The 22540-nt window shown below is 53.7% G+C and carries 23 protein-coding genes; 15 read left to right on the top strand and 8 right to left on the bottom strand.

Annotation, left to right across the window (positions count from 1 at the left end):
- The first annotated feature begins 9 nt into the window (after positions 1-9).
- The gene (gene dtd, locus ABF287_RS16255) at positions 10-450 is read left to right on the top strand and encodes a D-aminoacyl-tRNA deacylase (protein ID WP_347186046.1); all 441 of its coding nucleotides are present in this window, start codon (positions 10-12) and stop codon (positions 448-450) included.
- A 34-nt stretch (positions 451-484) separates the two neighbouring features.
- Here dtd and ABF287_RS16250 read toward each other — a convergent pair whose 3' ends face one another.
- Both ABF287_RS16250 and ABF287_RS16245 read right to left on the bottom strand, forming a co-directional pair.
- Entirely contained in the window at positions 485-1123 is a 639-nt protein-coding gene (locus ABF287_RS16250) for a ChrR family anti-sigma-E factor (RefSeq protein WP_347186045.1), read from the bottom strand.
- A 3-nt stretch (positions 1124-1126) separates the two neighbouring features.
- A complete protein-coding gene (locus ABF287_RS16245; RefSeq protein WP_347186044.1) occupies positions 1127-1693 on the bottom strand; it encodes a sigma-70 family RNA polymerase sigma factor in 567 nt (188 codons plus the stop codon).
- A gap of 198 nt (positions 1694-1891) precedes the next feature.
- Between ABF287_RS16245 and ABF287_RS16240 the strand changes: the two genes are divergently transcribed.
- The 7 genes from ABF287_RS16240 to tsaD all read left to right on the top strand — a co-directional run bounded on the left by ABF287_RS16240 (position 1892) and on the right by tsaD (position 7444).
- Positions 1892-3172: an FAD-dependent oxidoreductase gene (locus ABF287_RS16240; protein WP_347186043.1), complete on the top strand. Its 1281-nt coding sequence runs from the start codon at positions 1892-1894 to the stop codon at positions 3170-3172.
- A complete protein-coding gene (locus ABF287_RS16235; protein ID WP_347186042.1) occupies positions 3169-3948 on the top strand; it encodes a DUF1365 domain-containing protein in 780 nt (259 codons plus the stop codon). The genes ABF287_RS16240 and ABF287_RS16235 overlap by 4 nt, the downstream gene beginning before the upstream one ends.
- Positions 3945-4673, top strand: coding sequence for an SDR family NAD(P)-dependent oxidoreductase (locus ABF287_RS16230; protein ID WP_347186041.1), 729 nt, complete (start codon positions 3945-3947; stop codon positions 4671-4673). Before ABF287_RS16235 ends, ABF287_RS16230 begins: the two co-directional genes overlap by 4 nt.
- Before the next feature lie 85 nt (positions 4674-4758).
- Positions 4759-5247: a tRNA (adenosine(37)-N6)-threonylcarbamoyltransferase complex ATPase subunit type 1 TsaE gene (gene tsaE / locus ABF287_RS16225; RefSeq protein WP_347186040.1), complete on the top strand. Its 489-nt coding sequence runs from the start codon at positions 4759-4761 to the stop codon at positions 5245-5247.
- Positions 5240-5845 (top strand): hypothetical protein, encoded by a 606-nt coding sequence (locus ABF287_RS16220; protein WP_347186039.1) that lies wholly within the window; start codon positions 5240-5242, stop codon positions 5843-5845. Before tsaE ends, ABF287_RS16220 begins: the two co-directional genes overlap by 8 nt.
- Positions 5845-6459, top strand: coding sequence for an L-threonylcarbamoyladenylate synthase (locus ABF287_RS16215; RefSeq protein WP_347186038.1), 615 nt, complete (start codon positions 5845-5847; stop codon positions 6457-6459). The genes ABF287_RS16220 and ABF287_RS16215 overlap by 1 nt, the downstream gene beginning before the upstream one ends.
- Positions 6452-7444, top strand: a complete 993-nt coding sequence (gene tsaD / locus ABF287_RS16210; RefSeq protein ID WP_347186037.1) for a tRNA (adenosine(37)-N6)-threonylcarbamoyltransferase complex transferase subunit TsaD — start codon at positions 6452-6454, stop codon at positions 7442-7444. The genes ABF287_RS16215 and tsaD overlap by 8 nt, the downstream gene beginning before the upstream one ends.
- Here tsaD and ABF287_RS16205 read toward each other — a convergent pair.
- From ABF287_RS16205 to ABF287_RS16190, 4 genes are read right to left on the bottom strand one after another with little or no spacing between them, the layout of a single operon-like run.
- Positions 7441-8178 carry a proteasome-type protease gene (locus tag ABF287_RS16205; protein WP_347186036.1) on the bottom strand — a complete coding sequence of 246 codons (738 nt, stop codon included), beginning with the start codon at positions 8176-8178 and terminating at the stop codon, positions 7441-7443. The genes tsaD and ABF287_RS16205 overlap by 4 nt on opposite strands.
- 16 nt (positions 8179-8194) lie before the next feature.
- Positions 8195-8992, bottom strand: a complete 798-nt coding sequence (locus ABF287_RS16200; protein WP_347186035.1) for a transglutaminase family protein — start codon at positions 8990-8992, stop codon at positions 8195-8197.
- A 3-nt stretch (positions 8993-8995) separates the two neighbouring features.
- Complete coding sequence (locus ABF287_RS16195) at positions 8996-9937, bottom strand: alpha-E domain-containing protein (RefSeq protein WP_347186034.1); 942 nt, start codon at positions 9935-9937, stop codon at positions 8996-8998.
- 1 nt (position 9938) lies between these two features.
- Positions 9939-11363, bottom strand: a complete 1425-nt coding sequence (locus ABF287_RS16190) for a circularly permuted type 2 ATP-grasp protein (RefSeq protein ID WP_347186033.1) — start codon at positions 11361-11363, stop codon at positions 9939-9941.
- A 407-nt stretch (positions 11364-11770) separates the two neighbouring features.
- Between ABF287_RS16190 and ABF287_RS16185 the strand changes: the two genes are divergently transcribed.
- The 4 genes from ABF287_RS16185 (at position 11771) to ABF287_RS16170 (ending at position 16232) form a co-directional block, all read left to right on the top strand.
- Positions 11771-13969, top strand: coding sequence for an NADP-dependent isocitrate dehydrogenase (locus ABF287_RS16185; protein WP_347186032.1), 2199 nt, complete (start codon positions 11771-11773; stop codon positions 13967-13969).
- Positions 13970-14253: 284 nt separating this feature from the next.
- The gene (locus ABF287_RS16180; protein WP_347186031.1) at positions 14254-14649 is read left to right on the top strand and encodes a hypothetical protein; all 396 of its coding nucleotides are present in this window, start codon (positions 14254-14256) and stop codon (positions 14647-14649) included.
- A 250-nt stretch (positions 14650-14899) separates the two neighbouring features.
- Complete coding sequence (locus ABF287_RS16175; RefSeq protein ID WP_347186030.1) at positions 14900-15364, top strand: hypothetical protein; 465 nt, start codon at positions 14900-14902, stop codon at positions 15362-15364.
- Positions 15315-16232 (top strand): hypothetical protein, encoded by a 918-nt coding sequence (locus tag ABF287_RS16170; RefSeq protein WP_347186029.1) that lies wholly within the window; start codon positions 15315-15317, stop codon positions 16230-16232. The genes ABF287_RS16175 and ABF287_RS16170 overlap by 50 nt, the downstream gene beginning before the upstream one ends.
- Positions 16233-16322: 90 nt before the next feature.
- On the opposite strand, the gene ABF287_RS16165 is transcribed toward ABF287_RS16170, so the two are convergent.
- Positions 16323-18368, bottom strand: a complete 2046-nt coding sequence (locus tag ABF287_RS16165) for a DEAD/DEAH box helicase (protein WP_347186028.1) — start codon at positions 18366-18368, stop codon at positions 16323-16325.
- A 150-nt stretch (positions 18369-18518) separates the two neighbouring features.
- Positions 18519-19457: a LysR family transcriptional regulator gene (locus ABF287_RS16160; RefSeq protein ID WP_347186027.1), complete on the bottom strand. Its 939-nt coding sequence runs from the start codon at positions 19455-19457 to the stop codon at positions 18519-18521.
- A gap of 248 nt (positions 19458-19705) precedes the next feature.
- On the opposite strand from ABF287_RS16160, the gene ABF287_RS16155 reads away from it, so the two are divergent.
- The 3 genes from ABF287_RS16155 to ABF287_RS16145 are packed head-to-tail and all read left to right on the top strand — an operon-like array spanning position 19706 to position 22463.
- Positions 19706-20641, top strand: coding sequence for a C4-dicarboxylate TRAP transporter substrate-binding protein (locus tag ABF287_RS16155; protein ID WP_347186026.1), 936 nt, complete (start codon positions 19706-19708; stop codon positions 20639-20641).
- A complete protein-coding gene (locus tag ABF287_RS16150) occupies positions 20642-21160 on the top strand; it encodes a TRAP transporter small permease subunit (protein WP_347186025.1) in 519 nt (172 codons plus the stop codon).
- Positions 21153-22463 (top strand): TRAP transporter large permease, encoded by a 1311-nt coding sequence (locus ABF287_RS16145; RefSeq protein ID WP_347186024.1) that lies wholly within the window; start codon positions 21153-21155, stop codon positions 22461-22463. Before ABF287_RS16150 ends, ABF287_RS16145 begins: the two co-directional genes overlap by 8 nt.
- The last annotated feature ends 77 nt before the right edge of the window (positions 22464-22540 follow it).

The following is a 22540-nucleotide window of genomic DNA, read 5'->3' as shown; positions in this document are numbered from 1 at the left end:
GATGTAATCATGCGCGCACTTGTTCAACGCGTTTTAGAAGCATCGGTTAAGGTCGACGGCGACGTCGTCGGCGCCTGTGATCAGGGCCTTTTGGTTTTGGTCTGCGCAATGCGTGGCGACACTGACGCGCAGGCGCAAAAGCTGGCAACCAAGCTGTCAAAGTTGCGGATTTTTCAAGACGACGCAGGCAAGATGAACCTGTCCGTGCGCGACATTGGCGGATCTGCTTTGGTTGTAAGCCAATTCACGTTGGCCGCCGAAACCAAAGGCAATCGCCCAGGGTTTTCCAATGCCGCTGACCCGCAAACGGGTAAGGCGCTTTACGAATCCTTTTCAAAACACCTAAACGATGCTGGCGTGCCCGTTCAGACGGGCGTTTTTGGTGCGGATATGAAAGTTGGCCTGATCAATGATGGTCCGGTGACGATCTGGATCGACACCGAAGACTAACGCATCTTTGACGCCAAAGGATCTGCGCCCTTGGCTAAATCCGGAACATGGGCTGCAAAAGGCGCGGCACAAACGAGCTGAATTTCAACGGCGCATCTGTGGCTGCCAAGCAAATGCACGGATCACCATCTTCGGCAATCGGCGTGTGCTCCAAATCATCGTCGGCCACTTCCAAATCGCCGCGACCAAAACGCCCTGTTTCATCCTTGAATGCGCCTTGCAGCACCAGTGTCAGTTCAAGCCCACCATGCGTATGATCCGGCACGGCATATCCGGGGGCAATGTACAACAGGCGCACAGAGCCAGACTTTCCGGATTCCAAGATGCACTGTTTTGCACCCGGTCCAAGCGAACGCCAACGCGGCGGCTTGCTGCCCAGCGCCTCAAGTACAGGGGCAGGATATGTTTCATCGCCACGTGGGCGCACAGGCTCAGGTGTGAACGCGTCATCCAACTGCGCCAAGACATTGTTGCGCAGATCGTCAGACACGGAAATAGGTTCAAACGCATCCATCAAAGCGCCGCCAACGGTTTCATGCGCAGCCAAATTGGCGCGGCATTCTTCGCAAATTGACACATGCGCGGCGATCACCATCGCAAATGGACGCGGCAAAGTGCCACCGACATAAGAGACCAAAAGAGCCTCAGGGATATGATGAGAGATATTGGCCATGGGCTAACGCTCTCCTTTCAGTTCGTGACGCAGACGCTCAAGACCGAGACGAATGCGGGATTTAATTGTACCAAGCGGCAGACCAGTCTGTCCTTGGATTTCACTATGGCTTAGCTCGCCGAAATAGGCTTTTTGCACCAAATCGCGCTGTTCAGGATTGAGACGCGCAATCGCGGACCGCAGTTTGGCCGCTTCTTGTTCAACGCCAAGCACTTGTTCACCGTCAACATCCGTGCTTTCGGGCATCGCCAACTCTTCAGGTACGGGGCGGCGTTCCTTTCGGATCACATCAATTTGACGATTGCGTGCGATTTGAAAAATCCAGCCCGACACTTGTGCACGCTCTGGATTGAAAGACGCAGCTTTGCGCCAGACCGACAACATCACATCTTGAACCACGTCGTCAGCTTGCGCTGCACCAAATCCGTTCTTCATCAACATGCCGCGCAACCGCGGCGCGAAGTGGTCAAACAGTTTGGCGAACGCCGCTCGATCGCGGGCGTCACGCACTTTGAGCATCCATTCGGTTTGCTCAGTCAAAGACGTTGCCATATCTGAAGTCACTGACATCCTTTCAAGCGAAGCCTTGCGCTGCGCTTTTGTGGGGTGCATCGGCACAGGGCTGTTTGAAGTGGTATGTTTTTCTTTGAGCATACTAAGCATACGTAGGGCTTCGTGTCATGGATCACTTAAAAAATAATATTTGTGAATTAATGATCTAATCGGGAAAAATAATCGTAACATATACAAACCAAAACAGGATTTTATATGTCATTCGATGCCCCCGTCAGAGCCCGCCAACGTATCGCCATCATTGGTTCGGGCATTTCCGGCCTAGCCAGCGCCTATTTGTTAGCGGCACATCATGATGTAACCATCTTTGAAGCCGAAGGTCGGCTCGGTGGCCACGCCCGCACCAAAATGGCGGGAAAAAACGGCGATCAACCTGTGGACACAGGGTTTATCGTGTTCAACTACGCCAATTATCCCAATCTGACCGGCATGTTTGATGCTTTGAATGTGCCTGTCACAAAATCTGACATGAGCTTTGGCACGACCATCAACAATGGTGCTGTGGAATACGGGCTGCAAAGCCTCAGCGCCTTGTTTGCGCAAAAATCCAATTTGGCGCGACCTGCTTTCTTGCGAATGGTGCGTGATATCTTTCGCTTCAACAAAACCGCCGAGGATCTGATCCAAGACGAAACAACCACCATCGGTGAATTGACCGATCAAATGGGCCTTGGGCCGTGGTTCACGCAATACTATCTGATGCCAATTTGTGGTGCGATCTGGTCAACGCCCCCTTCAGAGATCCGCAACTACCCTGCCGCGTCTTTGCTGCGGTTTTTCCGTAACCATGCGCTGTTGTCTGCAACAGGACAACATCAATGGTACACCGTCAAAGGCGGCTCTATCGAATACATCAAACGTCTTGAGGCCCATCTTAAAATGCTGGGCTGTGTGATGCGACTGGCAACGCCTGTGGCAGCTGTCACGCGCACCGCATTGGGCGTGACAATAAAGGCGCGAAACGGCAGCAATGAGCAGTTTGATCAAGTGATTTTCGCCTGTCATTCCGATCAGGCTTTGCGCCTTTTGGCCAAGCCGACACCGACCGAACAAAAAGCCTTGTCGGATCTGCGGTATCAGGCCAACCAAGTGACCTTGCACAGTGATCCGAACCAAATGCCCAAGCGCCGCGCCTGTTGGTCATCGTGGGTGTATAAGTCGGACAATGTCGGTCAGGAGCAAGCGCTGGGTGTCACCTATTGGATGAACAAACTGCAAGCGATCCCCGAAAGTGATCCCTTGTTTGTCACGCTCAATGCCGCCACGCCCATCGATGAATCAAAAATCTACGATCAAACCACGATGTACCATCCTGTGTTCGACACCGCAGCAATGGCAGCGCAAAGCACCATTCAGCGCATAAACGGCGACAACCGCACTTGGTTTGCAGGGGCTTATCTGCGCAATGGTTTCCACGAAGACGGGTTCCATTCTGCCGTGCAGGTCGCGGAAAAAATGGAGACTGTGTTTGCATGACCGCAGCTGCGTCCTTTCCTGATCACATCGCAGGCCACACCAGCCATGCGCGTCGCGGCGCATTGAAAAATGCGTTTCGCTACGGCGTGGATTTTGTGCTGATGGATATGGACGCCACCGAGGTCAAACTGCCGTTTTTGTTTTCGCGCAATCGCTTTAATGTCACCGCACTGCACGACCGAGATCACGGTGGGCCACTAAAACATGGCACAGGCGTCTCATGGGCACGGCAACACTTCGAACTGGCGGGCGTCACAGGGGTGCGCATTGATCTGCTGACACAACCACGTTTTCTGGGATATGGCTTTAACCCTGTCAGCTTTTGGCTGGCGTGGCGTGGCGCAGATTTGCTTGGCGTGATTGCAGAAGTCTCGACCCCCTTCAACGATCGTCATTCCTATTTGTGCGCGAACGAGGATCGAAGCCCTCTCACCAAGGCAGATCAAATCACCACGCCAAAAGCACTGCATGTGTCGCCATTTCAACAGGTTAAAGGACATTATGCCTTCAACTTTGACATCACGGCAGACAAAATCGCCATTCGCATTTTCCACGGCAACGGCGACGATGGCGTGATCGCAACGCTCTATGGGCCGCGCCAACGCCTAACAAATCGATCGGTACTGCGCGCCTGTGTCCACCGCCCGTTTGGCGCCCTGCGCACGATGGCGCTCATTCATTGGCAAGCTTTGGTGCTCAAGGTCAAAGGCGCCACATATCGTCGTCGCCCGCCCGCCCCCAAACACGACCTTACACAGTCAGGATCCACAAGATGACAGATGCATTTACAGGCAAAACATGGTGGATCATCGGGGCATCCGAGGGACTGGGGGCAGCGTTAGCGCAGGCCATCGATGCACGTGGCGCGTCGGTCATTCTCTCTGCGCGATCCGGCGACAAGCTGACACAACTCGCCACCACTTTAAACGACGCGCAAGTCCTGCCGATGGACGTCACGAACACAGACAGTGTAAACAAAGCTGCCGCTCAAGCGCGCCACGCTGATGCGATGCTTTATTGTGTGGGCACTTATGAGCCGATGGACGCCAAAGTCTGGGAAGCGACAGCCGTAGAACACATGATCGACACCAATTTCACCGGTGCTGCACGGGTCTTGGCCGATGTTGTACCGCACTATGTGACCCGCGGATCAGGGCATATCATGCTGATCGGATCGCTCTCTGGGTATCGCGGCTTGCCAGCTGCCGTTGGCTATTCTGCCTCCAAAGCCGCGTTGATGCATTTGGGCGAAAACCTGTTACTCGATCTCAGGGGTACGGGCGTCACCGTACAAATGGCCAACCCCGGTTATATCAAGACGCGGCTGACCGCCAAAAACGATTTCGCGATGCCACAAATCATGTCGCCAGAAGCTGCCGCCGACCACGTGATCCGCGCCATTGACAGCGGTCGATTTGAAACGGCATTCCCGCGCCCATTCGCATGGCTGTTCAAATGGGGACGGTATTTACCACGCGCGCTGTTCAATCGCGTGTTTTAATCACCGTTTCAAAACGCATCCCATGGACCTTTGCGCCGTTTTGGCCTAAATCCGGCAAAAGAAATGCAATCAAGGACCTGCCACCGTGGCCGTGCAAGAGTTACACTCCCTCACTCTAACAGCGCAATCTGAAGCGCAGACAGCGCAGATCGCCGTGCAGCTGGCAGCGCACCTGCGTGGGGGTGATGTGGTGATGCTGGACGGCACCTTGGCGGCGGGCAAAACCTTTTTCATCCGTGCGCTTATTGGCGGATTGGGCAGCGACGAAGACGTCACCAGCCCCACCTACACGCTTGCAAACATCTATGAAACGAACCGTGCGCCGGTTCTGCACGTCGACGCCTATAGGATTGAAAACAAAAAAGACTTTTATCATCTGGGTCTCGACGACTATTTCGATACGGGTATTTGCCTGATCGAATGGGGCCAGCGGATCGACGGCTTTTTTGACGCCCCACTGCAAATCGACATCGCATTTGGTGACAGTGAAGGGACGCGCGTTTTCACCCTGTCCTCGCCCGATACGCGGTGGATCCCTGTGTTCGAAGCGCTTGCGAGTGGACCACATGACTGACTTGATTTTACTGCTGCAAACCTCAAACGGCGTGCCTGTCATGGGGCTGGCAAAGGGCGATGACGTGGTGTTTGACAGCGCCCTTGATGACAGGCTTTTGGGTTCTCGTGATTACCGTATGGTTTTGGACTTTGGGTTGAACCAAGTCGGCGCCCAGTTACACGATATTGCGCAGATTTTTGTCGACATAGGTCCCGGTGGTTTGGGTGTCACCCGCACTGGAGTGGCCTTTGCCAATGCTTTGGGGTTTGCGCTTGGCCTGCCCACCACTGGCCTGCCCGCATTTGAATTGCTTGGGGCAGAACTGTCACAGGCCGATCTGCCCGTTGTGATATTGCGAAAAGCCGCGCGCCCGTATGTTCACTTTGGGGTCTACCAAGACGGCGCCCTGACGCACTACCAGCATTGCGAACGCGATACGGCTTTGGAACAGATTGAAAAGATCGACACATATGCGCTTGCGGGCAATGTGGAGCTTGATGGCATGGATGCGCCAGCAACCAACGTGGCGTCGATCCAGACAATGCTGTCGGTGGCAAAGACCAAAGCAACCCCGAGCAACACCGCCCGCGCCTATCCAATCGTGGAAGACTTGTGATGACTGCAGACCCACGCACACTTGCAGAGGCCAAATCGACATTGCTACGTGGTGGCGTGTTGCTGTTGGCCACGGACACGGTTTTGGGGCTGGCAGCACTGCCAAGCAACCGCGCGGCGGTGGACAAAGTCTTTGCGTTGAAGCAACGCGCGCGTGAGAAAAACCTGCCGATCATGGTCGCCTCATCCGCGCAACTCTCCGAACTTGGCGGGCATCTCACGCCCAGCGCGCAGGCCTGTTTGGACAGTGATTTTATGCCCGGGGCCCTGACCATCGCTGTTGGCCTGAATGCAGACGCAACTCCAGACTGGCTTGCAGGGCGCGCCGAATGCGCCATTCGCATTCCGAACGACACGGTCTTGCTTGCGCTGCTCACCGATGTGGGACCACTTTTGGTCACATCAGCCAATATTGCAGGGCAAGAAACCCCGCAGACTACAAAGCTGGCATTGGCAGAACTGAACGGCACACCTGACTATGTGCTGCACGGGACCGCCAAATCACAGACCCCCTCGACCTTGGTGAATTGCCGCGTGAGCCCTGCCAAAATCGAACGCATCGGCGCTGTGCCTGAGACCGAAATCAACGCCATTTTGGAGCGCGCAGATGACTGAGTATGTATTGGGCATCGAGAGTTCTTGCGACGACACTTCTGTGGCACTGGTGGCAAAAGACGGGTCGGTGAAGGCGATCAAAACAGTGTCGCAATACGAGATCCACAATGCACATGGTGGCGTCTATCCAGAGCTGGCGTCTCGGGCGCATTTGGAAGCCATTTTGCCAACAATTCAGTCTGTTATGGAAGACGGAGAGGTCACGCCAGCTGACCTTAAGGCCATTGGCGTCACACGTGGGCCGGGCTTGATCGGCTCGCTCTTGATCGGTCTTTCCACGGCAGAGGCGTTGTCGATGGGTTGGAACCTGCCGGTTTATGGCGTCAACCATTTGCGTGGGCACATGCGGTCCGTCGATTTGGAACAAACACGCACCGAATACCCAGCTGTGGTGATGCTGGTGTCTGGTGGTCACACGCTTGTGGCTGAGTTGAAAGACCCGTGGAGCTACCGTTTGCTTGGCACCACGCGCGACGATTCCGTTGGAGAGAGCTACGACAAAGTGGCACGTATGTTGGGCCTTGGCATGCCTGGTGGGCCTGCCATCGACGCCGCTGCCAAACGCGGCACGCCAGTTTTGCGCCTGCCCCGCCCGATGAAAAACGATGGCTATGAGTTTTCGTTCTCTGGGCTGAAATCATCCGTTGCGCGCCACATTGAAAAACATCCAGAGGTCAGCTTGGACGATATGGCCGCATCTTTTGTTGCGGCTTGTATGGACGTGCTGATCGCCAAAGCAGAGCGCGCGGTGACAGAGTGCCGGCCAAAATCATTGATTATCGTTGGTGGGGTCGCGGCCTCGCCGCAATTGCGCGACGGCATGGCACAATTGGCGCAGGATCACGGGATTTCACTGTGTTTGCCGCCGATCAAATGGGCGACAGACAATGGTGCGATGATCGGCTTGGCGACGTGGGATTACATAGAAAAAGGGATCAAGCCAGACCTGATCCCCAAACCCAATTTAAACCTTGAGACGCCTTAGCTTTCAGATTGATAGTTTGGTAGGCTGTCCAGCGCCGTTTTAAGCGCTTCGCCCCAACCATTTGAAATCTGTTGGAAATATTCGTTGTCGGCTTCGATGCGCGTTTGCGATCCAATCTTGAAACTGTCCGTCTCATAGGTCATGACGTCAAGCGGCATGCCGACCGACAAGTTGGCTTTGATCGTACTGTCAAAGGACACAAGCAACAGTTTGATCGCCTCATCAAACGACATTTTTGGATCATAGGCGCGGACCAAAATTGGCTTGCCATATTTGGCTTCGCCAATTTGGAAGAACGGCGTGTCGGTGCTGGCTTCGATGAAGTTGCCTTGTGGGTAGATCAAAAACAGACGCGGTGCTGCGCCTTTGATCTGGCCTGCCAGAATGACCGTCGCGTTAAAGCCTGCGTCGGCCTTTTGGCCTTCATCCGCGTGGCTTGAGATCACGTCTTTCAACGTATCCGCAACAAGCTGGGCTGCTTGGAACATAGATGGCACGGCAAAAATAGAAGGCGCGCGATCTTCAGGCGCTTTGCTGCGTTCATCGAGAAGGCTGACCATTGCCTGCGTTGTGGCCAGATTGCCCGCAGTCATAACGGTCAGCACGCGTTCGCCGGGTTGCTCCCACGTTGCCATTTTCCGGAACTTTGAAATGTTGTCGACGCCCGCATTGGTACGGGTATCAGACATCACAACGAGCCCGCGATCGAGCATCATTCCAACGCAATAAGTCATAATTAAAGTGTCCGTCTTACTGTTGTGCGACTTCGATCTGTACGCTCAACTGTTCGCCAGACCCGCCATATATCGTCCCTGTTATAGGAGCCGCCCCTGCATAGTCCAGACCTGTTGCGACGCGAACATAACGTACATCAGGCGAAATGGCATTTGAGACGTCGAAACCAACCCAACCAAGGTTGGGAATATGGGCTTCGGCCCAAGCATGGGTGGCGTCTTGAACGACGCGATCATCCATCATCAAGTATCCCGAAACATACCGTGCTGGAAAACCCATCTCGCGCGCGCAGGCTAAAAAGATATGGCTGTGATCTTGGCAAACGCCTTTGCCAGCGCTGATGGCTTCTTCGGCGGACCCTGTGGGCGAAGTACTGCCAATCTCATAGGACACGTTGGCTTGTATGACCCGCGACAGCGCATGAAGCCGACCAAGGTCCGTCTCGCCGTCGACCTGCGCAATCAGCGCCTGCGCGCCATCCCCAAAAGTGGTCAGCTCGGTATCGCCTTTGTAGAACCACAACGGAGCGGGACCCCGATGTTTGCCGACCATCCCGTGCGTTTCAGTCACCTCGACCTCACCTTCGCTCACCAAAGTCACCTCGGTGGCATCGCGATCAATCGAAATCAGATCAACATGGTTGGCATTGTGATCAGAATAGGACACCTCTTTGGCGCCCCCCAACACAGAAACGTCCCAGTTTAAAATCGTTTGGAACGGTGTTGATTTAGGCGTGAGACGCACTTGCTGAAGCCCATAAGCGACCGGCGTTTCAAATGCATAGCGCGTTTCGTGGCGAATTCTTAATTTCATGGCTTACTCATAAAACCTAAAGTCAATTTCAACCTGACTGCCCAACTCTGCGAAGGATGTCAGAACACTCTGGATGTATTCGTGCAGCCCATCTTCGAAAATCGCATCAATATCGCTGGATGCAAAACGCGAAACCAAAGCCCGTGCCATTTCAAGAGATTTGGGTTCGACATCATAATCCGAGCACAGATGTTCGAGGTTATCCAACACTTTGCGCGCACAAAAGTTCAAGCTGCGCGGCATGCGTTTGTCGAGAATGAGAAACTGCGCAATGTCGCGTGGATTGATGTTGTTGCCATGCACCATCCGGTAGCCACCGCGCCCAGAAACCGATCGCAAAATCGTTTCCCATTGCACGTTATCAATGGACGATCCGACAGAAAAAACCGACGGCAAAAGGACGTAGTATTTCACGTCCAAAATGCGCGCCGTGGCGTTTGCGCGTTCCAAAAATGTGCCAATGCGGGCAAAGTTATACATGTCATTGCGCAACATCGTGCCGTGAGTTGCCCCCCGCACCAATGCCGTGCGCTGGCGGATCAATCCCAAAGCGGCAGGCAGATCGCGTTCCGACACTTTGCCCGCCAGTGAAGATTTTGTGGCCATGAAACACCCGTTCATGGCTTCCCAAACTTCATAGGTCAAAGCCGTGCGCACCAAACGTGCGTTTTGACGCGCCGTAGAAATCGCCGCGAAAACAGAAGAGGAATTGTCTTTTGATCTGAGCAGCCAATCAATGGCGTCGTCTTTGTTCAAATCCTCATGCGCGGCATTATAGGCGACATCAACGCCTGCGGTTTTTAGCACAGGCCCCCACTCTTCGTCCGTGGTGTCCGAGCGCGTCAGCCCAATGCGTTGACCCGTTTCGACCAAACGTGATGTGTTTTCAGCCCGTTCCAGATAGCGGTACATCCAGTAGAGGCCATTTGCAGTTTTCCCAAGCATATCAGTCCTCCAGCACCCATGTGTCTTTGGTGCCGCCCCCTTGGGACGAATTCACCATCAGCGATCCCTTTTCCAACGCCACGCGGGTCAATCCACCCGGTGTGATGTTGATCCCTTGGGGAGAGCATTGCACATAGGGCCGCAAGTCAACGTGGCGCGGCGTCAGCCCCGCTTTGTTGAAGATCGGCACGGTTGATAGGCTGAGTGTCGGCTGAGCGATGTAGTTGCTCGGGCGCGCTTTCAGTTTTTTGCGGAATGTTTCGATTTCTTTTTTGGACGCAGTTGGCCCAATCAACATGCCGTATCCACCAGAACCGTGCACCTCTTTGACAACCAAGTCTGCCAAGTTATCAAGGACATAGGCCAATGAGTCCGCTTCTGAGCAGCGCCATGTTGGCACGTTTTTCAAGATCGCTTTCTCGCCAGTGTAGAATTCGACAATGTCGGGCATGTAGCTGTAAATCGCTTTGTCATCCGCGATGCCTGTCCCCGGTGCGTTGGCGATGGTGATCCCGCCTGCGCGGTACACATCCATAATGCCAGGTACGCCAAGCGCGCTTTCGGGATTGAAACTCAACGGATCAAGGAAATCGTCATCGATCCGGCGATAGAGCACGTCGATCGGCTTGTACCCACGGGTTGTGCGCATGGCGACACGTCCGTTGACGACACGCAAATCGTGCCCTTCCACCAATTCAACGCCCATTTGATCGGCCAAGAACGAGTGCTCATAATAGGCTGAGTTGTAAACACCGGGTGTGAGCACCGCCACGGTGGGCGTGCCTTCACAAGCGGGTGGCGCACAAGCGGCCAAAGATTGGCGCAAATTCGCAGGGTAGTTCTGAATCGATTTCACTTTGTTCTTGGCAAACAGCTCAGGGAACATCTGCAACATCGTTTCGCGGTTTTCCAACATGTAAGACACGCCGGACGGTGTTCGCGCGTTGTCTTCAAGCACAAAGAAATCGTCATCTCCTGTGCGCACCAAATCGATCCCGACAATATGCGTGTAAATGCCACCTGGGGGCGTCATGCCAAGCATCTGCGGCAAGAAGGCTTCGTTATTCGCGATCATTTCATGCGGCACACGCCCTGCTTTGATGATCTCTTGTCTGTTGTAAACGTCATGCAAAAACGCGTTGATCGCGCGGACACGCTGCTCAATGCCTTTGGACAGTTTTTGCCACTCACGCGCGGCGATGATGCGCGGAATAATGTCGAAGGGAATCAACCGTTCTTCGGCTTCGGTTCGCCCATAGACGTTGAAGGTGATGCCCATGAGACGGAACACCTCTTCCGCTTCACGCTGTTTCGCCCGTAATCGTGCGGGATCTTCGCCTTCGAACCAGTGATTGAACTCTGCATAAGGCGGGCGCAATTGCCCGTCCCTGCCCATCATTTCGTCAAATATATTTTTATCGCTCATAAAGTGAGGCTAGGCGCGAAATTCTTGGGACGCAATAGATGCTATTTTGCAAAAATGCTCAAAACGAGGTGTGATTAACTTTTAATCAACGGATTTTTTGGGCCCGCATCTTCATGCCCTAAGGTCACCCCAATAGGTCACCCCAAAATCCGCAGCGCGTTGCACCGCAAAGCTTCTGCCGATCAATACCTACTGCACGATTTTGGCTGCGCGCCGCTGACACAGTGCCTCCGCATGTCTCTTGCGCATTTTTTCAAACGATTTTCTCTGTATACCATTGCACACATTGACTTGAGCGCCTGTCTGATTTACGTGAAGGCCAATCGCATGGAAGCGGGGGACGTGGATGCCCTGCGCCCCTTCTCCTGCAGGTATTTGACCGATAACATCGCGAAAGAGACCTTCACATGGCCAATCAGACCCCTGACATTATCTACACAATCGTTGACGAAGCGCCTGAGCTTGCACGCCACTCGCTTTTGCCAATCATCCGTACATTTGCAAAAGCGGCCGACATCTCAGTTGAGACTCGCGACATTTCCTTGGCTGGTCGCATTTTGGCGCTTTTCCCAGACCTGTTGACCGACGAACAACGTGTGTCCGACGATCTGGCTGACCTTGGTCGCTTGGTGAAAACACCAGAGGCCAACGTGATCAAATTGCCAAACGTCTCTGCATCCGTGCCACAGCTGACAGACGCAATCGCTGAATTGCAGTCCAAAGGCTTTGCAATCCCTGACTACCCTGCTGAGCCTTCCACCGATGAAGAAAAAGCGATCCGCGCCAAATACGACACCGTCAAAGGCTCTGCTGTGAACCCTGTTTTGCGCGAAGGCAACTCTGATCGTCGTTCTGCCAAAGCTGTGAAATCTTACGCTATGGCCAACCCGCACCGCATGGGCGAATGGACAGGCGACAGCAAAACGCATGTTGCATCCATGTCTGGCAACGACTTCTACGCAAATGAGACATCCGCGACCATCACAGCTGCCCAAGCTGGCGGCGCGAAAATCGTGTTCACTGCCGCTGACGGCACACAGTCTGTTCTCAAAGACGGCCTGACATACCTCGAAGGCGAAATCGTTGACGCGACATTTTTGTCTGCTTCCGCATTGCGTGAATTCATCAAGGCCGAAATCGCGTCCATGGAAGACGGCGTTTTGTTCTCTGTGCACCTTAAAGCAACTATGATGAAGGTGTCTGACCCAATCATCTTTGGTCACTTTGTGTCCATCTACATCGAAGACTTCTTGGCCAAACACGGCGAAACAGTCAAAGCGCTCGGCTTCAACCCCAACGCAGGCCTTGGCGATCTCGAAGAGCGCATCGCAGGCAATGCAGAGCTTGAAGCCGACCTCAAAGCGGCGCTGGCAGGCAAGCCTGATATGTACATGGTGAACTCCGACAAAGGCGTGACCAACTTGCACGTGTCTTCTGACGTGATCATCGACGCGTCTATGCCAGCTGTGATCAAAGCGGGCGGCATCGGTTGGGGGCCAGACGGCAAAGCCGCTGACACCAAATGCTGTATCCCTGACAACTGCTACGCTGGCATCTACGACGAGACGATCAACTTCTTCAAAGAAAACGGCACTTTGGACGTGACCACTTGTGGTGCTGTGTCCAACGTTGGTTTGATGGCGCAAAAAGCCGAAGAGTACGGTTCACACCCAACAACGTTTGAGCTGCCATCCGCTGGTACTGTTGAGATCGTTCTCGACAACGGTGACGTTCTGCACTCGCACGCTGTTGAAGCCAATGACATTTGGCGGTCTTCCACTGCGAAAAAAGCGCCAATCTTGGATTGGATCAAAACAGGTATCGAACGTTTCGACGCTGTTGGCACGGCTGCGTTCTGGCTTGACGCCAACCGCGCACACGACGCTGAATTGATCAAATATGTTGAGCCTGCATTGAAAGCCGCTGGCAAAGACATTCCAATCATGGCGCCACGCGAAGCGACACGTTTCTCATGGGTTGAAATGACCAAAGGCAAAGACGTTGTGACCATTTCCGGCAACGTTCTGCGCGACTACCTGACCGACTTGTTCCCAATCTTGGAGCTTGGCACATCCGCGAAAATGCTCTCCATCGTGAAGCTGATGAACGGTGGTGGCTTGTTCGAAACCGGTGCTGGCGGCTCTGCGCCGAAACACGTCGAGCAATTGGTTGAAGAAAACCACCTGCGTTGGGACAGCCTCGGCGAGTTCTGTGCTTTGGGCGAAAGCTTCAACTTCCTCGCAGCAGCCAAAGACAAGCCAAAAGCGGCTATCTTGGGTCAAGCTGTCGAAGATGCGACTGTAAAACTCTTGCTTGAGAACAAATCTCCTGAGCGCAAAGTCGGCCAAAACGACAACCGCTCCAGCCACTACTGGTTCGCGCGCTACTGGGCCGAAGCCTTGGCAGCACAAGATGCCGATGCCGACCTCAAAGCTTACTTCGGTCAAATGGCTGAAAAGCTTGAAACTGGCGAAGCAGCGATCTTGGCTGAGTTGAAACGCGACGAGGGCAAACCTGCCGACATGGATGGCTACTACAAGTCAGACGCGACCAAAACAGCCGCGATCATGCGCCCATCCACAACGCTCAACGCACTCTTCGCTTAAAGACTGCGACATACATCTATGAAAGGGAGCCTTCGGGCTCCCTTTTTTGTTTTCCCCAGGCAAGCTACAGACTGGCTGTGCAATGCGACTTAGCTGTGGGGCAAAAAGACTGCCAGTTCGGAAATCGTTCTAACACGCCCTGCCCCTATGTGGTCGTCGTCACCTCGTGCAGACATTTGAGCCCTTCCGACTTGGGGCAAAATTTGACCGAATCTACAAGATAGTGCAGATTTATTAACACTTCGTTTCGACTTCCTGTGATTACAACCTGAAGGATTACCGATATGCGTACTGTTTTATTGTCCTCCCTGTTTCTGACGCTGGCAGCCCCTACGGTCGCTGACCCGACTGTTGGCATTGGCTTGAGCATTAGCTTTGGTGGCGGCGCGCCACAGACAGGCATTGCTTTCCGCGTTTTTTCTGACGACCAAGAAGAAGAATTCGTTGGCTCAGTTGGTCTCGACTATATGTTCGGAAGCCAGTCCTTGCGTGGCACAGTTGGTGCTGCCTACCTCGCCGACAATTCATTTGTAGGGCTTGATCTGGGGTATGGCCTTGCCAGCGGCGCGTTTGATTTCGGCGTGAGTGCCGGCGGGACAAAGACCTCTACGCCTGCCACGCAAGAAGAGGAAAACCCTGAACTGCAAATCGTCGAGTGCCTTTCGGGATGCGAGCCTTAGTAACTTAAAAAAAACCGCAACTTTGAAAAGCCCCCTTGCAAGGACACTTGCTCAAGATATCTTTGCAAGGGAAAACTCATTTTGCGTCTAGGCCCGTCAAAGTGCCTAAATATGACGGCTGCTCAATACTTTAGATATTCTAATCAAACGCCCGATAATTGTCGTTTGTCGGAAAACCTCCCCGCCCTCTAGGATTGCCCCGAAGTCAAAGCAGCATCGACTGTTTTGAGAGGGAAAGAGGAAGACTATTATGGGCCTATATGAGCAACTGCAGGCGCGCCAAGCGCAAGGTAATCCGATCCGCGTCGGCGTTATCGGCGCTGGAAAATTTGGCACAATGTTTTTGTCCCAAGCTCTGCGTATTCCCGGCATTCATGTCGTTGGCGTCGCCGACCTCCGGATAGATGTCGCGAAATCCAACATGGTCTACGCGGGCTGGCCCGCCGAGCAGATTGAAGCGTCTTCACTGGATGCGGCCGTGCAGACTGGCGCAACACACGTCGGCCAAGATGCGATGGCCATGATACACCACCACGGCGTCGACATCATTGTTGAATGCACAGGCAACCCCGTCATCGCCATTGATCACAGTTTGGCAGCATTTGCAGCAGGCAAAAACGTCATTTCCGCAACGGTTGAAGCCGACGCGGTCTGCGGCGCGGCACTTGCCGCGGGCGCAAGCCGCAGGCGTGATTTACAGTCAGGCCTATGGTGATCAGCCGTCCATGACTGTGGATTTGGTCGATTGGGCGCGCACATGCGGGTTCGAAGTTGCCGCTGCAGGACGTGGGCACAAGTGGAAACCAGAGTACCGTTTCTCGACACCTGACACGATCTGGGATTACTGGGGGGTAACAGCGGAAAAAGCCGAACGCGGCCGCCTCAATCCCAAAATGTTCAACAGCTTCCTTGATGGCACAAAGCCCGCCATCGAAAGCGCTGCAATTTCAAACGCGACGGGGTTAAACGCGCCGACAAATGGGCTGACGTACCCTTCCGGCGCGATCGATGACATTGCCAGCCTGATGCGCCCCCAGAATGAAGGCGGTGTCTTGGAAAACACGGGCATGGTCGAGGTGATTTCCAGCTTCACCAAAGACGGAAAGATGATCTCGAATGACATCCGCCAAGGCGTTTGGGTCGTGGTGAAAGCGACCAATGACTATGTGAAAAACTGCTTTGAAGAATACATGGTGTCGACCGATGACAGCGGACTTTATTACTGCAACTTCAAACGGTTCCACTTAATTGGGCTGGAATTGGGCCTCTCGGTTGGTTCTGTCGGCATTCGCAAAGAAGCCACAAGTGTCAGCAAAGAGTTTAGATCTGATGTTGTCGCGGTATCCAAGAAAGCGCTTAAGGCAGGTGAAATTTTGGACGGCGAAGGCGGATACTGTGTTGCAGGCCAATTGCGACCAAGCCGCATTTCCGTGCCGATGCGCGCTTTGCCGTTGGGCCTGACCGGTGAGATCAAACTCATCCGCGATGTCCCGATTGATACGGTTCTCACGTACGATGATGTTGAGATCGACGAAAGCTTGAACGCGGTAAAACTGCGGCGCGAATGCGAGGCCATGGTCTAACCCGTTACAGCACCAAAAGGCTGTACTGACTGAAATGAAAAAGCCGAGCAACGCATTGCTCGGCTTTTATATCAGATCAAGATGGAAGGCTTAGCCTTTGCGTTTAAAGGTCGCGTTGCCGCCGCTTTTAGGCTTGCCGTACTTCGCGCCTGGCTTGCCACCTGGTTTACCACCACCTGGTTTGCCACCGCCCGGCTTTCCGCCGCCAGATTTACCAGCACCCGCAGGCTTTTTGCTGTACACGCGTTTTGAGCTATCGCCCGCGCCTGCTGCATAAGGCTTTTTCTCGTATGGCTTTTTGTCACCGTCAGATTTGTGGCGTGGTTTTTTGGACTTCTCAGCCACAGCACCGTCGCGCGTGTAATCTTCGGCCTTTTTCTTAAACGGTTTTTTCTCATATGGTTTTTTGTCGCCATCAGCGCCTTTGCCATATGGTTTCTTGTCACCGTAAGATTTCTTTTCGTACGGTTTTTTATCGCCGTAAGATTTCTTGTCGCCATATGATTTCTTTTCATAGGGCTTTTTGCCACCGGACCGGCCACCGCCGCCGCCAAGATCAGGCATTGTCGCAAGACGTGTCGCTTTGACGTTGTCTTCTAAAATGCCGTTGCCCAGCGCTTTTTCAAAGCCATCTGCCGCGGCTTCTTTCAGTTCGATGTAGCTTTCGGTATCGCGGATACGGATCGCACCAATCGAGGTTTTGTCGATGTTGCCAGCGCGACAAACCAGCGGCAAAAGCCAACGTGGCTCAGCGCGTTCATCACGACCAACAGACAAAGAGAACCAAACAGATTTGCCGAAATCTTCGCGTGGTGCGCGCTCTGGGCGCTCACCTGGTTTTGGTGCAGGACCGAGTTCCTCTGGCGCAGATACGCCAGCACGGTACAGACGCAAATACGCTGCTGCGATTTTTTCAGGGCTGTGCATCTCGAGCATTTTGGCCGCAAACACAGCTTCTTTTTCAGAAGGGTCCGCCATCAAGGCTTCGTCTGTCAAAAGCTTTTCTTCGTCTTTCGCCAAAATCATCTCAGCGCTTGGCGCTTCAACCCATTCCGCTGTCAACTTCGCCCAACCGAGCAAACGCGAAGCTTTGGATTTCATTTTGGGTGGCACGATCAGCGCGGAAATACCTTTGCGACCCGCGCGGCCTGTACGGCCAGAACGGTGCAACAGAGTTTCCGCATTGGTTGGCAATTCGGCGTGGATCACCAGTTCCAAGTTCGGCAAATCGATGCCGCGGGCTGCAACATCTGTGGCCACACAGACGCGCGCACGGCCATCACGCATGGCTTGCAAAGCATGTGAGCGCTCAGATTGGCTCAATTCGCCGGACAGACACACAACGGAAAAGCCGCGGTTGGCAAAACGCGCTGTCAAACGCGCCACGGAAGCACGCGTGTTGGCAAATACGATAGCGTTTTCCGCATCGTGGTAACGCAACATGTTGATGATGGCGTTTTCTTCGTCACGTGGGGACACGGACAAAGCTTGGTAGGCAATATCGGCGTGCTGTTTGGCACCGCCAGTGGTGTTCACGCGCACAGCGTCTTTTTGGTAGCTCTTGGCAAGCTTGGCAATCATCGCAGGCACAGTTGCCGAGAACATCAAAGTCCGGCGATCTTCTGGCGCTTCGCCCAACATGAATTCAAGATCTTCGCGGAAACCGAGATCAAGCATCTCATCGGCTTCGTCCAAAACGATCGCACGCAAGCCGGACATATCCAAAGAGCCGCGTTGGATGTGGTCGCGCAAACGACCAGGTGTGCCCACAACGATATGCGCACCACGTTCCAAGGCCCGACGCTCATCGCGGTAATCCATACCACCCACACAAGACGCCATTTTCGCGCCAGCTTTGGCGTAAAGCCATTCCAGTTCGCGCTTTACTTGGAAGGCCAATTCACGTGTCGGCGCGATGACCAAAGCCATCGGCACTTCTGCACGATCAAATTGTTCCGCGTCGCCCAAAAGCGTGTGCGCCATGGCCAAACCGAAACCGACAGTTTTACCTGAACCTGTTTGCGCAGACACCAAAAGATCGGCGTCTTGCAACGCTGGATCATTCACCGCCTCTTGAACGGGCGTAAGTGTTTCATAGCCGCGCTCGGCAAGGGCGTCGGAAAGGGTTTTAATCATGGGAGATGCGTGTCCGTATTGGGCAATTGCCGCGTGTGCGGAAAGACCGAGTAAGAAAGATGCCCCTATAAGGTAAGAACTACACCTTGTATAGAGGTAATATCAAGCAGCAGCACAAGCATCATCGGCACAACACCCAAGCCGTCACACCTATGAGTGATACGAAGGTTTGGTGTTGCGCAAGCGCTGTCCAACGGCCAGCATCGCATCGCGCATTTGTACAGCTTCGGTGTCGTATTGTTGGTGATCTTGCCAAATCAAAAACTCTGTTAACGGCGGGACAACAAAGGGAGGGTCCACCACGACCAAATCGTCCCGCGGTCCAATTTGCTGCAGCAATCTATTGTGGATCGTGGCGATGTTCGGCGTTCCCGCGATGTAATGCGGCAAAACCACAAAACTTGGCAAGGTGGCCGCAATAGAGATGTCGAACCCCTGTTCCGCAAACCAGTTTTCAACGTGACTTTTGCCATTCCCAACAAAGAAATTGGTCACGATATGGGGTGCTTCCAGAAAGCGCTCTAGGTTCAGCCCATTTCGCGCGGCCAGACTGTCTTTGCACAACACGCACTTAAAGCCGTCTTCAAACAAGGGCGTACGCTGAAAGCTGTCTTGCAACGCAAATGCCGGACCAATCAAAAAGTCGATTTTGCCGCGTGCGAACCAATCGCTGGCCTCCTCACTGAAGGGCACCACAGCCAAGGAAATGCCGGGCGCAATCGCGGAAAGTTCTTTCGATAAGACAGACAGGTACACGGCTGAAACATAGTCAGAAGCCAAAACTGTGAATTGGCGTTTGATGGACGACAACTCAGCCACAGCGCGCATTCGCGACAAAGCGCGTAAGCTGGTCACCATATCGGGCACAATGCCTGCGATCGTTAGTCCAAAGGGGCTAGGGCACATTTTTTGCCCGTCATAGTATAAGATTTCGTCGTCAAAATGCGCCCGCGCGCGCTTCAAGGCGCTGCTGACAGCGGACTGCGTTAAGTTCAGTTCTTTTGCCGTTTCGGTCACGCTTTGCGTGCGGTGCAACGCATCAATTGCGACCAAAAGGTTCAGGTCCAGTTTTTCAAGATGCATACCCATTAATCACATCTATAGCCTATGGCATCAACATTAATTTCCTTCATTCCTATTTTTGGCCTTAACTGAACACAATTGTCGCTGCGGTTGGGGAGGAGCCCGTGCGCCGCGCGAGCAATAAGGGAGAACACAATGATTTTTAAAAGCCTAAGCGCAGCCGCGCTGTGTCTGATGACAACGACAACCGCCTTTTCTGATAATCTCAACGTGACGATTGTGGCGGGGCACCCGCCTGTGTTCGTTGGGTAAAAATGTACCCAGAGGTCTTCATTCCAACAGCCACCGAAAAACTTGCGGCCCTCGGCCACACCGTAAAATTTTCCGAGCAATACGGCGGTTCTATCGCTGGCGTTGGTGAAGAATTGGAAACCGTTGAGGCAGGTTTGGCCGAAATCGGCGCCTGTTCATCCTTGTTTTATCCGGGCAAAATGGCCGTCCAAAACGTGACCTATTACACGCCATTCGTATCAGACAATCCGCGTCTTGTGGGCGACACCATGAACAACCTGCACCTGACAGATCCGCGCATGCAGCAAGCATATGCTGACAACGGCGTTGTCTACATCGGCGGGCCGAGCTCTATCGATGATTACGTGTTGATGACCAATTTCCCTGTCAATTCCTTGGCAGATCTAGAAGGTCGCAAAATCGCAGCCCCAGGTGCGGCGATCAATTGGCTGTCTGGCACAGGTGCTGTCGGCGTGCAGGGCAATCTGACCACCTACTACAACGAGTTGCAAACTGGCGTATATGATGGCGTTTTGGTCTTTGCCTCGGCCGCTTTCCCCGGCAAGCTCTATGAAGTTGCCCCCTACTTGACACAAGCCGGACTTGGCGCGCAATTTGCGGGCTCGATCTGTGCAAATGTAGATTGGTGGGAAGGCCTGTCCGACGACGAGCGCGGCGCATTCACTGACGCGGCAAATGCAGCTGGTGCATGGTATATTGATGACCTCGAAGCCTTCGTAAACATCGCTTACAAAAACATGGAAGCGGCGGGAGCAAACATTACAAAAGCCAGTGATGAGATGCGCGAAGACTGGGCGCAGGGCATGGACAACGCCGCTAAGGTTTGGGCCGAAGGTCTGGATGCGCAGGGTAAAGATGCGTCGGGAATCTTGAAGGTTTACATGGACACAATGCGCGCGGGCGGTGCGACCCCGCTGCGCAATTGGGACCAAGAGTAAATGCCTAAACCCTCTGTACTTTTGCGTGGCCTCAACTTGGCCACGCAGGGGGCAAATATTGTCGGGACATTGCTGATCGTTGGACTGGTTGTGATCATTTGCACGGATGTGCTGGGTCGCAACCTGTTCGGCGCCCCCCTGCCCGGCGTGCCCGAAATGATATCTCTGTCCATCGTGGCCATCGTGTTTCTTCAAGTCCCCCAAGCTTTGAAGGCCAATCGGCTGACACGCTCAGACGGGATTATTTTGAACCTGCACAACAGTGCGCCGCGGGTGGCAAATGCGATTGAAATCATTTTTGATCTTTTGGGGTTTCTGGTCATCGCAACCATCCTTTACGCCCATTGGCCGATCTTGATGAAAGCGATTGAGCGCCAAGAATATGTTGGGTCCGTCGGAAATTTCACCATGCCCACTTGGCCCGCCAAAACCATGATTTTGATCGGGGCCGTGCTGTTGGCTTTGCAATTTATGTCGCGCGTGTTGCAACGGCTTTTGAAAGGCAATGTTGATGACTGATTTTGCAATTGGCATGTTCAGCCTTGTCGCTATGGGCGTCTTTGTCCTTGGTGGACTCTATGTCCCTATCGCCTTGATATTGTGTTCTTTCATTGGCGTTTGGGCGATCAAAGGCACACCGCTTTTGGCCGCAAAAATGCTGGGCCTCGCCGCCAATGACGCCATTTCCAGCTATTTCTTTGGCGTGGTGCCTGTGTTTGTTTTGATGGTTTTTTTGGTCTCAGAAAGCGGCATGGGACGGGACGCATTTGATGTGGCCAATTCCATGTTCAAACGCATCAAAGGCGGACTAGGCGTTGGCACCATCGTGGCCAACACCATCTTTGCCGCGATCACTGGGATATCAATTGCCTCTGCCGCCGTGTTCACCAAAATTGCCGTGCCAGAGCTGCGCCGCCATGGCTACACCAAACGGTTTTCCGTCGGCGTTGTCGCGGGCAGTTCGGTCCTTGGGATGTTGATCCCGCCTAGTCTTTTGATGATCTTGTACGGTCTTCTGGCCGAGCAATCGATTGGCGATCTATTCATTGCGGGCCTTGGGCCGGGGCTGTTGTTGGCGGTGCTCTTTGGCCTTGGCACCGTGTTGATGGCCTATTTTGCGCCTGGATTTATCGGCAAAAACCTGAGCGCCGATACCGAAAGCATGAGCAACCGCGAGGTTCTGTCCAAGGGCCTGCCGATTGCCTTGTTGATCGGTTTGGTTTTGGGCGGGCTTTACATGGGCTTGTTCACACCTGTCGAAGCGGGCGCTGTTGGTGTCGCTGGCGCTTTGATCATTGGCGTGGCCAAACGGCGTTTGTCATGGGCCGCTTTATGGCGCGTTCTGGTGGAAACGGGGCTGATCACCGCGAGCATTTCATTCCTGATCATCGCTGCGCAAATGTATTCACGCATGTTGGCCTTTTCCGGCGTGCCGGCACAATTCGGCGCGATGGTCGCAGGGGCCAGTCTTGGTCTGATTTCGATCCTGCTGCTCTACGCTTTGGTGGTGATCTTGTTCGGGATGATCCTTGATAGCGGATCGATCATGTTGATCCTCGTGCCATTGATGTTGCCTGTCATGACCGGATTGAACGTCGATCTGGTTTGGTTCGGCGTGATCACGGTGATTGCTGTCGAAATTGGCCTGCTCACTCCGCCCTTTGGGATATCTGTCTATGTCATCAAGTCCAGTCTCAACGACCCGGATATTAGTCTGAAAGACATCTTTATCGGCGCGGCGCCTTTTGCCGTGATGATGCTGATTTGCCTCGGCCTTGTCATCGCCTTCCCAGTTATTTCAACCGGCCTTGTCGGACGGTAACCTCAACGGAGCCCCCTATGACCCTTGTCGATCTTTCCCGTCCTTTGGAAAACACAGATTACGCGGACCCGCCGGGT

The sequence above is a fragment of the Pacificibacter sp. genome (assembly GCF_039769035.1).
In the GTDB taxonomy this organism is placed as follows: Bacteria; Pseudomonadota; Alphaproteobacteria; order Rhodobacterales; family Rhodobacteraceae; genus Celeribacter.
Note: the sequence above shows the minus strand (reverse complement) of the source record. Positions and strands in the feature narration are given on the sequence as shown.

What these genes read in the sequence shown, in the direction of transcription:
- dtd (WP_347186046.1), top strand. Translation starts at nt 10, where the DNA reads ATGCGCGCACTTGTTCAACGCGTTTTAGAAGCATCGGTTAAGGTCGAC.
- ABF287_RS16250 (WP_347186045.1), bottom strand. Translation starts at nt 1,123, where the DNA reads ATGGCCAATATCTCTCATCATATCCCTGAGGCTCTTTTGGTCTCTTAT.
- ABF287_RS16245 (WP_347186044.1), bottom strand. Translation starts at nt 1,693, where the DNA reads ATGTCAGTGACTTCAGATATGGCAACGTCTTTGACTGAGCAAACCGAA.
- ABF287_RS16240 (WP_347186043.1), top strand. Translation starts at nt 1,892, where the DNA reads ATGTCATTCGATGCCCCCGTCAGAGCCCGCCAACGTATCGCCATCATT.
- ABF287_RS16235 (WP_347186042.1), top strand. Translation starts at nt 3,169, where the DNA reads ATGACCGCAGCTGCGTCCTTTCCTGATCACATCGCAGGCCACACCAGC.
- ABF287_RS16230 (WP_347186041.1), top strand. Translation starts at nt 3,945, where the DNA reads ATGACAGATGCATTTACAGGCAAAACATGGTGGATCATCGGGGCATCC.
- ABF287_RS16220 (WP_347186039.1), top strand. Translation starts at nt 5,240, where the DNA reads ATGACTGACTTGATTTTACTGCTGCAAACCTCAAACGGCGTGCCTGTC.
- ABF287_RS16215 (WP_347186038.1), top strand. Translation starts at nt 5,845, where the DNA reads ATGACTGCAGACCCACGCACACTTGCAGAGGCCAAATCGACATTGCTA.
- tsaD (WP_347186037.1), top strand. Translation starts at nt 6,452, where the DNA reads ATGACTGAGTATGTATTGGGCATCGAGAGTTCTTGCGACGACACTTCT.
- ABF287_RS16205 (WP_347186036.1), bottom strand. Translation starts at nt 8,178, where the DNA reads ATGACTTATTGCGTTGGAATGATGCTCGATCGCGGGCTCGTTGTGATG.
- ABF287_RS16200 (WP_347186035.1), bottom strand. Translation starts at nt 8,992, where the DNA reads ATGAAATTAAGAATTCGCCACGAAACGCGCTATGCATTTGAAACGCCG.
- ABF287_RS16195 (WP_347186034.1), bottom strand. Translation starts at nt 9,937, where the DNA reads ATGCTTGGGAAAACTGCAAATGGCCTCTACTGGATGTACCGCTATCTG.
- ABF287_RS16190 (WP_347186033.1), bottom strand. Translation starts at nt 11,363, where the DNA reads ATGAGCGATAAAAATATATTTGACGAAATGATGGGCAGGGACGGGCAA.
- ABF287_RS16185 (WP_347186032.1), top strand. Translation starts at nt 11,771, where the DNA reads ATGGCCAATCAGACCCCTGACATTATCTACACAATCGTTGACGAAGCG.
- ABF287_RS16180 (WP_347186031.1), top strand. Translation starts at nt 14,254, where the DNA reads ATGCGTACTGTTTTATTGTCCTCCCTGTTTCTGACGCTGGCAGCCCCT.
- ABF287_RS16175 (WP_347186030.1), top strand. Translation starts at nt 14,900, where the DNA reads ATGGGCCTATATGAGCAACTGCAGGCGCGCCAAGCGCAAGGTAATCCG.
- ABF287_RS16165 (WP_347186028.1), bottom strand. Translation starts at nt 18,368, where the DNA reads ATGATTAAAACCCTTTCCGACGCCCTTGCCGAGCGCGGCTATGAAACA.
- ABF287_RS16160 (WP_347186027.1), bottom strand. Translation starts at nt 19,457, where the DNA reads ATGGGTATGCATCTTGAAAAACTGGACCTGAACCTTTTGGTCGCAATT.
- ABF287_RS16155 (WP_347186026.1), top strand. Translation starts at nt 19,706, where the DNA reads ATGTACCCAGAGGTCTTCATTCCAACAGCCACCGAAAAACTTGCGGCC.
- ABF287_RS16150 (WP_347186025.1), top strand. Translation starts at nt 20,642, where the DNA reads ATGCCTAAACCCTCTGTACTTTTGCGTGGCCTCAACTTGGCCACGCAG.
- ABF287_RS16145 (WP_347186024.1), top strand. Translation starts at nt 21,153, where the DNA reads ATGACTGATTTTGCAATTGGCATGTTCAGCCTTGTCGCTATGGGCGTC.